Genomic DNA, 13,976 nt, shown 5'->3' on the forward strand with positions numbered 1-13,976 from the left:
TAAACTCCTTTATCAACACTACTAAATAACAGTAAAGTAGCGCGCTTTAATATAAATAACTATATCTCTTTCTTCTTAAAGGAGTCTGGCGTGATTAGCGTTTTCGACATGTTTAAGGTGGGTATTGGCCCATCCAGCTCTCATACTGTTGGTCCTATGAAAGCAGGCAAACAATTTGTCGATGATCTTGTAAATCAAGGAGTAATGTCCTCTATCACGCGTGTAGCTGTTGATGTATACGGCTCACTTTCATTAACCGGGAAAGGTCACCATACGGATATCGCTATCATCATGGGTCTGGCGGGTAATATGCCAGCCACTGTTGATATCGACTCAATCCCAGGTTTTATTCGTGATGTTGAGCACACTCAACGTTTGCCGCTGGCAAATGGTTTACATGAAGTCGATTTTCCTCGCGATGGTGGTATGAACTTCCGTAGCGATAATCTATCACTGCACGAAAATGGTATGCAAATTCATGCATTCGCAGGTGACGAAAAAATTTACAGTAAAACTTACTATTCTATCGGCGGTGGTTTTATTGTCGATGAAGAACATTTTGGCAAGCCATCCCAAAATACCAAACCTGTATCTTATCCATATAGCTCCGCTGCTGAGCTACTGATGAACTGTAAAAAAACAGGTTTATCCATTTCTGGCCTGATGATGAAGAACGAGCTGGATTTACACAGCAACGAAGAAATTGCTGAGTATTTTGAAGATGTGTGGGCAACCATGCAAGCTTGTATTGAACGTGGCCTGAATACAGAAGGTGTATTGCCGGGCCCATTGCGTGTTCCCCGCCGTGCAGCAGCATTACACCGTATGCTGACATCATCCAGCAATTTATCCAATGACCCAATGAATGTTGTTGATTTAATCAACATGTTTGCATTAGCCGTCAATGAAGAAAATGCTGCCGGTGGTCGTGTTGTTACAGCACCGACCAATGGTGCATGTGGTATCGTTCCTGCTGTTTTGGCCTATTACAATCACTGTATCGAGCCAGTAACACCGGAATTATACATTCGCTATTTTATGGCTTCTGGCGCTATCGGTATCTTGTATAAGATGAATGCCTCTATTTCTGGTGCAGAAGTCGGCTGTCAGGGTGAAGTTGGTGTTGCCTGTTCAATGGCAGCCGCAGGACTTGCTGAATTACTTGGCGCAAGCCCTGAACAGGTTTGTATCGCCGCAGAAATTGGCATGGAACACAATCTCGGCCTGACTTGTGACCCTGTTGCAGGTCAAGTACAGGTTCCATGCATTGAGCGTAACGCGATTGCTTCAGTCAAAGCGATCAACGCATCTCGCATGGCACTTCGCCGTACCAGCGAACCGCGTGTTTCTCTCGATAAAGTGATTGAGACCATGTATGAAACAGGTAAGGATATGAACGCGAAATACCGTGAAACCTCGCGCGGTGGTTTGGCGATAAAAGTCCAATGTGACTAATATTAGCTATCATTCACTCTCACTATAATGAGTGATACTGTTACCTATTTTCGCTACACCAAATCTTATCTGAAAAAATATCCCTCCCACTCAGGAGGGATATTTTTTGGCTGAAACGGATCAATAAAGTACATTATTTTTCTTTTTTCGATAAACACATTACTATTTTTTTACATAAAAATTAAGAAAATGTTACCGAAAATAGTTTAAAAAACCCAATAAACCAAAAAATAACGCATAATAAATCAATAATTGACAAATTTACAGTTTTAAATCTCGTTTTAATCTCTCAAAACAGTCTGGCTTAATTTTTCTGACTGATAGCAATTTTCTTGAAGGCTTCAAATGATAATCTAACGACATATTTTCTTATGTAACGAAATATCAAACCATAAGGAATGAAATATTGAGATAGATTCTCGATAAGACTTTATGTTTGCAACTATCATATTTATTGATAAGAGATGCAATACATTAGAAATATTGAGCATGATCTTGCAGTAAGCCTGAATTCAATTGTTATAAAAAGGGGAAAACAAGTGAGTATAGCCATTATTATTGGCACACATGGGGCTGCGGCAGAACAATTGCTTTATACCGCAGAAATGTTGATTGGGAAACAAGAGAACGTTTCTTACATCGACTTCGTACCCGGTGAAAATGCTGATACATTATTTGATAAGTACAACAAAAAACTGGAATTACTTGATATAAATCAAGGGGTTTTGTTTTTCGTTGATACTTGGGGTGGTAGCCCATTCAATGCTGCAAACCGTATCGCAGTTGACAAAGATAACTACGAGATTATTACTGGTGTAAACGTCCCGATGCTGGTTGAAGCCTTTATGTGTCGTGACGATGATCCATCCATGGAAGAACTGGTTTCAGTCGCATTAGAAGCAGGCAAAGAAGGTATCCTCGCCCTGAAAACGGAACAAGACGAAGAACCGACAAAACCAGAACCACTCAAACCAGCAACACCTGCCACCGCACCTATATCAGCCCCTTCTGCGGGCGGCCATATGAAGATAGCCCTTGCACGTATAGATGATCGCCTTATACACGGCCAAGTTGCTACTCGTTGGACGAAAGAAACTAATGTCAGACGCATTATTGTAGTCAGTGATGAAGTTGCTCAAGATACCGTGCGTTCTACTCTATTAAAACAAGTTGCACCTCCTGGTGTCAGTGCGCACGTTGTAGACGTTGCTAAATGCGTTCGCGTTTACAACAACCCTAAATATGCGGGTGAACGGGTCATGTTGTTGTTCACCAATCCAACAGATGTTCTGCGTATTGTAGAAGGTGGAGTTACTCTCGAATCTGTGAATATCGGTGGCATGGCTTTCCGCCAAGGAAAAACCCAGATTAACAATGCTATTTCCGTTGACAATTCTGATATTGAAGCCTTCGGAAAACTAAATTCTCGTGGCATAGAACTTGAAGCTCGCAAAGTCGCCAGCGATACTCGTCTGAATATGATGGATCTACTCAAAAAAGCTTAAAAAAACAGATACTATTTTTTACTAACCATTACTCAATAACAAAATTCTTACCAAATTACAATTTGGTTACAGGAGAAAAACAATGGAAATTACCGTTGTTCAGCTTGTGTTGATATTCATCGTTGCCTGTATCGCAGGTATGGGTTCCATTCTTGATGAATTTCAATTTCACCGTCCATTAGTTGCTTGTACATTCATCGGTTTGGTACTTGGTGATATGAAAACCGGCATCATCATTGGTGGTACACTGGAAATGATTGCGCTTGGCTGGATGAATATCGGCGCCGCAATCGCACCCGATGCTGCATTGGCTTCTATCATTTCAACCATTCTGGTTATCGCTGGCGGACAAGACGTTGGCGCGGGCATCGCTCTGGCTATCCCTCTGGCTGCTGCCGGTCAGGTTCTGACCATTATCGTCCGTACCCTAACCGTTGGTTTCCAGCATGCAGCGGATAAGGCGGCAGAAAACGGTAATCTTCGTGCAATCAGTGCCATTCATATTGCAGCCCTGATGCTACAAGCTATGCGAATTGCCATCCCTGCACTGATTGTTGCTATCTCTGTAGGAACTTCAGAAGTTCAGCACATGTTGAACTCCATTCCACAAGTTGTTACCAGCGGCCTAAATATCGCTGGTGGCATGATCGTGGTTGTTGGTTATGCAATGGTGATTAACATGATGCGCGCAGGTTATCTGATGCCATTCTTCTACCTTGGCTTCGTAACTGCCGCTTTCACCGACTTCAACCTTGTTGCATTAGGTGTCATTGGTATCGTTATGGCAATTCTGTATATCCAGCTTAGCCCTAAATACAACCAATCACAGACAGCCGCTACTGCTGGCAATACCTCAAACAACCTTGATAACGAATTAGATTAAGAGGATGAACAACATGTCAGAGACAACAAAGATCGGTCAGAAAAAACTGACACAAAGTGATATCCGTGGTGTTTTCCTCCGCTCCAACCTATTCCAAGGATCATGGAACTTTGAACGTATGCAGGCGCTTGGTTTCTGTTTCTCAATGATACCAGCCATTCGCCGCCTGTATCCTGAAAATACAGAAGAAAGAAAACAGGCACTGAAACGACATATGGAGTTCTTTAATACTCATCCTTATGTTGCAGCACCTATTCTCGGTGTCACGATGGCAATGGAAGAACAACGTGCCAACGGAGCCGACATTGATGACGGAGCAATCAACGGTATCAAAGTTGGTTTAATGGGTCCTTTAGCAGGTGTCGGCGATCCAATATTCTGGGGAACAGTACGCCCAGTATTTGCTGCCCTTGGTGCTGGAATCGCCATGAGTGGTAGCCCTATGGGACCTATCATGTTTTTCATCTTGTTTAATTTAGTGCGATTACTCACCCGTTACTTTGGTGTGGCATATGGCTATAAAAAAGGATTGGATATCGTTAAGGATATGGGTGGTGGCTTCTTGCAAAAAATGACAGAAGGAGCGTCAATTCTCGGCCTGTTTGTCATGGGAGCCTTAGTCAATAAATGGACCAAGGTAAATATCCCGCTGGTAGTTTCTGAAGTCCCTGATCCAATCACAGGCGAAATGAAAGTGACTACAGTTCAAACTATTTTGGATCAATTAATGCCCGGCTTGATGCCATTATTGCTCACATTCGGTTGCATGTGGTTGTTGCGTAAGAAAGTCAACCCTCTCTGGATAATCGTAGGCTTTTTCATCCTTGGAATTGTTGGTTTCCGTTTTGGTTTCCTCGGCTAAATCTGATTTTCCAGCATAACTCAAATAATTGGGGAGGTTTTTTCTCCCCAACTATTACAACAAAAGTATGATAAAACATCCATCTACTATGAAAATAGGGATTAAAAATGAGTTTGAATGATTTCATCTTATTAATTTTAATTGTGTTAATGCTCGCTTTTGCGATTTATGATGAATTTATTATCATCCAGCTCAAAGGAAAAACGCTGTTAAATATAAAATTGAAAAGAAAGCAGCGAACTGATGCATTAATTTTTATTATTTTAATTGCAATTATTATTTATAATAACATTTCGTCACACGGCAGTCAGTTCACGACCTATTTGTTATCATTTATCATTTTGATAACATTATATCTGGGTTATATTCGCTCACCAAAATTACTTTTCAAAAAATACGGCTTTTACCATGCCAATCGTTTTTTTTCATATGAAAATATCAAAGCAATGAATTTATCTGAAGATGGTATTCTTATGATGGATTTAGAACATCATAAAATATATATCTCCGTAATAAAACTGGATGATTTAGAGAGAATCTATCAATTTCTCATAAGCAAAAGATAATGATAACTATTATCAATTTCATATTAGAAATATAACAAATATTTTTTGCCTTTCACTCTGGATATGGTAGAGTCCATTTCAGTCATTGGGGAGTAGCCTGTTCCAGAAAATTTCTGGAAAATTCGTATCAACATACTCGTTTTAAAATAAAACGTGGTACGAATACCTGAAGAGTCTAATTAATGTATATCCAATAAATTTCTAATTACAGCGTAGCTAACAAAGCTGTAACCTGAAAGACAACGGATATAGATATAGAGGCTCTAAATCGGTTGGCAAGACCATAGACACATAACAACACCATTAGGTTGGGGGTGAGTTATGTGTATATGGAATCACCCAACCGAGGCTGTTTTGATGAATTTATATGCTACACTTATTCTCGCACTGGCACTTTCTATGGATGCTTTTGCTGCTGCAGTAAGCAAAGGCGCTACTCTTCACCGCCCACATTTTCGGGAAGCCATTCGTACAGGCATTATCTTTGGTTTGGTTGAAGCCTGCACCCCACTAATCGGTTGGTCATTAGGATTATATGCCAGCCAATATATTATGGAATGGGATCACTGGATTGCCTTTTCATTATTATTTCTTCTTGGCTGTCGGATGATTATCGAGAGTTTCAGGAATGAGCCAGATGTTCCTCAGAAAACCTCTCCTCAGCGACATAGCTCGGTAACATTAGTTCTCACTGCTATTGCTACCAGTCTGGATGCTATGGCAATTGGTGTCGGCCTTGCCTTTCTGCAAGTAAATATTTTACATACCGCAATGGCGATCGGACTAATGACAATGGTCATGGCTACGCTAGGAATATTAATCGGCCGCTACATTGGCCCTCTGTTGGGTAAAAGAGCTGAATTAATGGGTGGATTGGTATTAATTATTATAGGTTTCAATATATTATTTGAGCATCTCGAACTATTTATGTATGCACAATAATTTTATCACCCAATAAACCTGGAGAGGTTCATAATTTCTATCCCACTCTGGAGTAAGCCATAATTAATCTACTCCAGATTTATTGTTTAATAATCTAATTACAAGATTACTACTATCAAATACGTCGATACATCTTCAACGTAAAATCTGCTTCACAATTAAATTGCTTTTTCAACATCAAATGCGTTTTAACTTCTTCTGATGCCCGCCAAGCTAATGGAGTCATCTGCAATAAATCATGGGCTTGTTCGCCATTCAATGACATTTCATAAGCTAATGTTTCTGTAGAAATTAATTCGAATCCATCCCATTGTTCACAATTATCGGGATGCAGATGTACTTCCTGATAAATCAATTCTTTCAATTGATACAAATGACGTGAGCCTGGTGTCACCGTCAGAACGATCCCATGCTGTTTCACAACACGAGCTAATTCTGTTGCTTTACAGGGAGCATAAATCCGTAAAACACCATCCAAGGAGTTACCAGCAAATGGCAGGCGATGACTGGATGCCACACAGAAATTAACATTGGGATACCGTTTAGCACCATAACGAACGGCAACTTTTGCCACATCTAATCCATACACCACCAGATTTCGATGAAAATTTAACTGTTCCTGTACTGCAGCCGTGTAATAACCTTCACCACAACCAATATCCAGTAATATTTCCGCATTTTCCGGTAGATACTCATTAAGTAGAGCAATAGATTTTTGTTGTAATGCACGATAATGACCAGAATGCAAAAATGCCCTTCTCGCCTGCATCATCTCTATACTATCACCCGGCTCTTTCGAGCGCTTATGCTGAACAGGCAGTAAATTAACATACCCTTCTTTTGCGCAATCAAACTGGTGGTTGTTTTCGCAGCGCCATTGACGGTGAGCAAACAGTAATGGTAAATGACATAAAGGACATTGGTAAGACATAACATTCCGATGGGATAGGAAAAAATCAGGGTGTACTATATCATGTTTTTGGATCCATGTTTTTTTGATCCCATGTGTTCTATGCCCCTGTTTTACTAAATTTAGTGTTTTTGGTTATCATACAATAACATTTGATTAACAAATGGAGTAATAGACACCTTATTTCTTAATATATACCCTTCGTTTTTCAAGTTGCCTCTTTAGTTGGCTGCGCTCATTCACCCCAGTCATCGTTTTTGCAAATATACGGTTATCTATACTCCCGGAGATTAATGAGAGGCTCCTGCCTCTCACCAGAGGCCAACCTCTGGCTGGGCAAATTCGTTCCCGACGAATTTGTCGCTCCGTTGCCACCGCGACGCATCTTGAAATCCATTGGGTATAAACAATCCACTACAAAAAATTACTTTAAATACAGATAATAGTACAGATATTATCTATTAGATTACCTATTCCCATTTTATTGCATTAGTGTTGTAATCCTTGTCTAGGAAACTGAGCTTGCAAGAATGGAAGCAATAACAGGCCTATCATTACTGCACAGACAGAAATAGTAATAAACAATGTCACTTGGTAAAACTCGTTCAAGATGGTCTTGTGAAACCGTTCGCAGATACCCTTGGTTTGTGGTGACATCGCCTTTGTCTTGGTATGGTCAATATCATTAACCGCCAGATACAGTTGATAATCGTGGTGTTCAACCCGTCCACAATATTCAGTGCCCCTGTCCGTCAGAATACGTAACATCGGCAGTCGGTGAGCAGTGAAGAAGGGAAGGACATGGTCATTCAGCAAATCGGCTGCGGTAATCGGTGTTTTACTCGTATAGAGTTTTGCAAAGGCCACTTTACTGTAAGTATCGACGAAAGTTTGTTGGTACAGGCGTCCCACGCCTTTGAGATTACCGACATAAAAGGTATCTTGCGACCCTAAATAGCCAGGATGGGCGGTTTCAATTTCGCCACAGGCTTCGTCATCGTGCCGCTTACGTTCGAGCGCGGTGACCTGCTCATCAGTCAGGATAATCCCTTCGTCAGCCACTTTCTTTTCAAGTGCCGCCAAACGCTTTTTGAAGTTTTCAAGATGGTGTCTGAGCCAGATAGAACGGACGCCACTGGCAGACACGAAGATGCCTGCCTTTCTGAGTTCATTACTCGTTCTGGCCTGCCCATATGCCGGGAATTCGATGGCAGAGTTGACAACGGCGCGTTCTGTCTCCTCATCCACCCGGTTTTTGAGATTAGGGGTTTTTCTGCTTTGGTTGATTAACGCGTCAATCCCGCCTGTTTCAACGAGTTCCTGATAACGATAAAACGTATCTCTGGATACACCCATCACTTTACACGCTCTTGAGACATTATTGAGTTCTTCAGCGAGATTAAGCAGACCCGCCTTGTGTTTGATGATGGGATTGCTAGTATAAAGCATGAGAGTGACCTCTTAGTCTTTGATTATGGGTTCATCACCTTTAATCAAAGTCGGTAACTCTCTTCTTTTCAAACCGAAGTGTCAGATCTAGTCTGAACTAATACATGTCAGCAGTGTGAACACCGAGGGAATGGGCACTAATCCCCTAGTCCGATAAGTTTCCTATTGAAACTAAATCGTAACTACGTATCTCTGAATTGGCTGTTCTTAAACAATTCGAAGGTTATTCCTACTTCGCAATTGCCTTAACTTGCAATCGATATGTAATCAATGATGCAAGTTCAGCCAGCGGCTTATCACTTAACAACAATTCCAGCGGAATATCCAAACGTAATTGTTTGTTGATTTTTTGTACCAACATTAAACCATTCAATGAATCAATACCGTTGTTAGTCAAAGGTAGATCGGGATGGAATACTTCTGTTGACGTCCCAACAATCTCACCACAAAAGGTTTGTAGCAAGCTAACGACATCGTCTAGATCACTCACTGCAAGCGCCGCTTCTATGGGTAAAGTCTGAACCACATTTTCTTGCTGAATATCACGCAATAGCGGTAGGTGACGCATCTGGCTGGACAGTAAATTTGACCAATTCGTCAAGAACGGCACCAGTTGCGGCTCAATCCGAGCAAACAAGCGTTCTAAAACAGTTAATCCTTCCTCTGAGCCAAATGGCTGTAAGCCACTATTTTCCAGTATTGGAAGCGTTCGACTATCCCGCAAAGCGATCCCCGCTTCCCATGGCCCCCAATTAAGGCTTAACGCAGGTAAACCTTGCTGACGCCGTAAACAGGCCAGACTATCCAACATAGCGTTAGCCGCTGCGTAAGATGCCATACCCGGTAAAGCCAATAATGCCCCCAACGAGGAAAACATAACAAAATGCTCTAAAGGTGCATCAGCCAACGCTTGATGCAATGTCCAGGCAGCTAATGCTTTAGCGGCAAATACTCTATCAAACGCCTCGGGGCTGAGTTCACGATATCCCTGATCTTCAACATGCGCAGCGCAATGAATCACCCCACGCAGCGGCTGGCTGGCTTGTTGTCGATACTCAGCCAAACCAATGTTGGTCATTTCCACATCACCGAGATCAATCGGCAGATAATTAGCCTCGATCCCTTGTTGATGCAGAATTTTCAATAACTCTTGATCAGCCGTATCAAGGGCACGACGACGCCCAATCAATAACAAATGTCGAGCACCATGCTGTACCATCCAGGGGATCAATTGACGCCCCATATCACCAAAAGCACCAGTCAGCAGATAGCAGCCATCTGGACGAAAACGCACTGGTGGTAGCGCGGGTATTTCGGGTAATGGCACAAGGCGTAGCACATAACGCTGATCATGGCGCAGAGCTAATTGATCCTCGCCATCATCTATCAATAGCGCGTCCCACCATTTGGCTGGAGCCGTGGTACTGTCAATATCCAGTAATCCACCCCATAATGCAGTTGCTTCCTGTTGACCAATAACGCGCATCATTCCCCATAATGCGGCGGCAAATGGATCGGGCTGATCCTGCTCAGTGATTTGATGAGCACATTGAGTCACTATCCACAAACGTGGTTTTATCGACCGTTCGGCCAGCGCCGCACACAAATGGATCAACGAATGATAAGCCATCCGCGGAGCCTGCAACGGCCAGAGGATCAGGATCCTTTCGGTTTCAACAGGAAGAGTATCAACTAACTCTTGAGTTTTCTGATAACTGTCAGACAGACCAGAATACAACGAGGCACACCCACCACGGCGTTGCAACTCATCAACTAACTCTTCTGCCAGAGCGTTTTCACCCCCAAGGATAGCCCATTGCGTTACAGACTCTGTTGATGGCTGAGCGGGCAGTTTACGCCACTGTGGTTGGCCGACAACCAGATTGTGCAGTTTGGCAGACAAGCTGTTTTTTCTATTACCAACAAGCTGAACGCAAAACCCGCTGATCTGACAAAGCAACATACCGCTATCAGTATAGACGTCAATATCACCAAGCCATTGTTGTTGTGTCTGCTTAGTATTTCGGGCATGGGCATGAACCCGACCTGACAATTTACCATTGATACGCAAATGCTGAATACTGACCGGGATACGGAACTCGTTGGCAGGAATTGGCGCGTGAATATCAGCAGACTGAATCGCCAACAATGATTGGAAGATGCCATCCAAAGCCGCTGGGTGAAAATTCATTCCCTCCGGTGCAGGTGGTAATTCAATCTCACAGATTGTTTCTTCTTTACCAACAAACGCATGGCGCAGAGTACAAAAAACACCACTATAACTGAAATGCAGATGTTGAAATGCCTGATACAACATCTCTTGGTTCCACATGCAAGGATAGCGATCATTTACCGCTAATGGAGGAATAGCACAAGCAGTAGCACCCGGTACAACGATGTTCACCTGTGCACTGGCTGCAAGTTGGTAATGTACACTCTCATCCAGATTACGGGTAATGTGTACTTGCACTTCCATTCGCTGGCGATCTAGCTGTGTCTTTAACCTGAATTCTATGCCTGGCTCTAGCAGTAAAGCCGATTGCAACACAATATTATCAAGCGCTAATCCAACGTCAGGAAAACAGATACGAGCCGCCGCCAACATGATTTCAATATAGCCCGCAGCCGGAAACATTGCATTTCCCATGACAACATGATCGAGTAACCAAGGCACTTGTTCTACAGCCAACTCAGCTTGCCAACTCTCGCTGCCCGGCTGAGCTTCGCCCAATAATACACCACTCAATATACGTAATCGGCGGCGACGGCTAATCTCTGGCTCATACCAATAAGATTGCTGATGCCAGAAGTAAGTGGGTAGATCAATTGGGCAAGCGGTAGGCATCAGAGTCCGCCAGTCCGGTTCAACCCCAGCTTCAAACAGCTGTCCTAACAGTTGTGGCCAGTTTTGCCCTGAGCGACAAGCAAACACCTGTCCTCGATAAGGCTGGCTCCAATCCTTTAATCCTGCACTCAGTAGGGATTTAGGTGAAATTTCCAGAAAATGGTGGAAACCCGCTTTGAGCATGTTTTCTACCGCATCGTCAAAATGGAATAGCGAGACGACATTGTCAGCCCAATGCTCGGGACTCAACTTCCCATTAATCAACTCCCCAGTGACTGATGAAAACACTGGCAACAAAGGTTCTGCCGCGGGAACGGTTGCTGCATCCGCAGTCAACCCAGCCCTGATTGACTCTATATAATGGGAATGAGAAGCAATTCTATAATTGAGCCAACTACTGGCGATACGCTGCTGCTTTAAGCGCTCAGCAACCGCGGTTAATTCACTTATAGGCCCGGACAATAAGCAACGGTCGATACTATTACGCCCAGCTATCACCACGGCAGGCTCGGCACCTGGAGCTGACAAATGAGGTAATATCTGCTCAACTGTCGCTGCTACGATTAATAATCCGCCGCCTTTATTCAACACACGTTCCAGATAATGATAACGCTGATGTAACAGTGTCAGCGCCTGCGTCAGATCATAAATTCCCGCCAGATAACAAGCCGCCATTTCACCGGAACTATGACCAAGTAATGCTGCTGGTTTGAATCCCCACTTCTGCAACTGCGCAGCCATTGATATCTGCACGGCAAACTGCATTGGCGGTTCTGTCAATTCATCGGCAGAGATCAATGCCGCATATAAGGAAGGTGCAGAAAATCCTGTCCAAATTGCCTCACAACGCTCGAATTGTTCAGTAAACTCAGGAAATTGCTGAAACCAGGCTATAGAATCTTTCCAATCTTCACTGCCAATACCCGCAAATATCCAAGCCAGACGATCAATTTTTTTATGATTCTGCTTCGACGACACATTCAGATTAGTCAACTGCTGCTGTAACTGTTCTCGGTTACTGAATGCTACCCCCTTACGTAACGGAAAGCGGTGACGAGTCGTCGCCAGGCTATAACATAAATCATCAAGGGCAATCTCCGGCTGCCGTTGCAGCAAATCAGCAATGCACTGCGCTTGTTGCTTCAGAGAAAACTCAGACTGCGCAGACAATGGCAGCATGAAAGCTTGCCCTTGCGTCGTCCGAAGTTGTGCGGAGGATTCTGCATGATTACTTAGTACCACATGAACATTCGTTCCGCCAAAACCAAAGGAATTCACCCCAGCTATCACTTTTCCTTCAGGCAATAGGGTTAACTGCTGTGGAACTTGCAATCCCAATTCAGTAAAACGAATGTAGCGGTTAGGGGGATCGGCATGTAAATTGCCCGGCACTTGCCCTCGTTGTAAACACAATACCGCTTTAATTAATCCAGCAATACCTGCTGCGGCTTCCGTATGACCAATCACCGATTTACACGCGCCAATTAATAATGGGCGATCTATTGGATCTGGCCGACACACCAGCCCCAGTGCTTCTGCTTCTATCGGATCGCCTACCGCGGTCCCAGTACCATGAGCTTCAATATAATCAATCTCTGCTGGAGAAATCCCCGCCTGAGCACAGGCCATCCGAATTACTCGTTGTTGTGCCGCACTACTTGGCTGGGTAATCGTGGGAGTATGACCATCTTGATTTGCTGCCGAACCGTGGATTACCGCCAGAACAGGATCGCCATCCTGTAAAGCTGCGTTTAACGGTTTCAGCAAAACAGCGCCTACCCCTTCACTACGCACATAACCATCAGCATTAGCCGAAAAGCTATGACAGCGGTTGGTGAGTGATAAAAAACCGGTACGACTTTCCACTACGGAAAAATCAGGCATCAGCATTAACTGGCTGCCACCCGCTAGCGCCAGTTGTGATTCTCCGCGCCGCAAACTTTCACAAGCCAAATGTACCGCCAACAGGGACGATGAACAGGCGCTATCAATAGTCAGAGACGGACCTCGAAAATCAAACATATGGGATATCCGATTCGACAACATGGTTCCCATCGCACCGGTTGAGGTATAACCGGTAGTCTGACGCAAATCAGTAAATTGCAAGTGCATATAATCATGAGTGAAAGCGCCGATATAAACACCAACCGCCTGACCCGCCAACGACTTTGGCGCTATTCTCGCCCGTTCCAGCGTTTCCCATGTCACCTGCAACATCAGACGATGCTGTGGATCGAGAAAAGGCGCTTCTGTATTACTGATATCAAACACCGCCGCATCAAAAACAGCAACATCAGCGATAAATCCGCCTTCTCGCGCTACCATTCTCCCTGGCAAATTGCGATCCCGGGCACTATAAGCCTGAGTTGACCAACGTTCAGGGGGAACTGGGGTAATCGCGTCACTTGAACCACATAACAGCTGCCAGAATTCCTCTGGGGAGCTAATACCCCCCGGAAAACGGCAACCCATGCCGATAACAGCAATCGGCATATTTTCGTTTCTCATCATATTGATATCCATAGTGGTATTCTTTACTCCGATTAGTCGTTTGCCAGA

General features: G+C 43.7%; 8 protein-coding genes, 1 pseudogene and 1 riboswitch. Of the genes and pseudogenes, 6 read left to right on the forward strand and 3 right to left on the reverse strand.

Annotated features, from left to right (window positions below; genetic code table 11):
- The first annotated feature begins 90 nt into the window (after positions 1-90).
- From AC5JQI_RS11030 to mntP, 6 genes are all read left to right on the forward strand, one after another.
- A complete protein-coding gene (locus AC5JQI_RS11030; protein WP_493912191.1) occupies positions 91-1,455 on the forward strand; it encodes an L-serine ammonia-lyase in 1,365 nt (454 codons plus the stop codon).
- Positions 1,456-1,994: 539 nt separating this feature from the next.
- On the forward strand, positions 1,995-2,960 hold the full coding sequence (gene manX / locus AC5JQI_RS11035) for a PTS mannose transporter subunit IIAB (protein ID WP_493912192.1): 966 nt from the start codon (positions 1,995-1,997) through the stop codon (positions 2,958-2,960).
- 82 nt (positions 2,961-3,042) lie between these two features.
- A complete protein-coding gene (locus AC5JQI_RS11040) occupies positions 3,043-3,843 on the forward strand; it encodes a PTS mannose/fructose/sorbose transporter subunit IIC (RefSeq protein ID WP_237386896.1) in 801 nt (266 codons plus the stop codon).
- Positions 3,844-3,856: 13 nt separating this feature from the next.
- Positions 3,857-4,705, forward strand: coding sequence for a PTS mannose transporter subunit IID (locus AC5JQI_RS11045; RefSeq protein WP_443089538.1), 849 nt, complete (start codon positions 3,857-3,859; stop codon positions 4,703-4,705).
- A 107-nt stretch (positions 4,706-4,812) separates the two neighbouring features.
- Positions 4,813-5,271 (forward strand): DUF986 family protein, encoded by a 459-nt coding sequence (locus tag AC5JQI_RS11050; RefSeq protein WP_493912193.1) that lies wholly within the window; start codon positions 4,813-4,815, stop codon positions 5,269-5,271.
- A gap of 75 nt (positions 5,272-5,346) precedes the next feature.
- Positions 5,347-5,485: riboswitch (yybP-ykoY riboswitch) on the forward strand.
- A 143-nt stretch (positions 5,486-5,628) separates the two neighbouring features.
- Positions 5,629-6,213, forward strand: coding sequence for a manganese efflux pump MntP (mntP, locus tag AC5JQI_RS11055; protein WP_493912194.1), 585 nt, complete (start codon positions 5,629-5,631; stop codon positions 6,211-6,213).
- Positions 6,214-6,328: 115 nt separating this feature from the next.
- Here the strand turns inward: mntP and rlmA are convergent, their stop codons facing one another.
- From rlmA to AC5JQI_RS11070, 3 genes and pseudogenes are all read right to left on the reverse strand, one after another.
- Positions 6,329-7,144, reverse strand: coding sequence for a 23S rRNA (guanine(745)-N(1))-methyltransferase (gene rlmA / locus AC5JQI_RS11060; protein WP_493912195.1), 816 nt, complete (start codon positions 7,142-7,144; stop codon positions 6,329-6,331).
- Between the two features lie 564 nt (positions 7,145-7,708).
- Positions 7,709-8,572, reverse strand: a pseudogene (locus AC5JQI_RS11065) (IS481 family transposase); the annotation flags it as partial.
- 229 nt (positions 8,573-8,801) lie between these two features.
- Complete coding sequence (locus AC5JQI_RS11070) at positions 8,802-13,928, reverse strand: SDR family NAD(P)-dependent oxidoreductase (protein WP_493912196.1); 5,127 nt, start codon at positions 13,926-13,928, stop codon at positions 8,802-8,804.
- Positions 13,929-13,976 lie beyond the last annotated feature (48 nt).

Source organism: Xenorhabdus sp. XBWT (assembly GCF_059072735.1).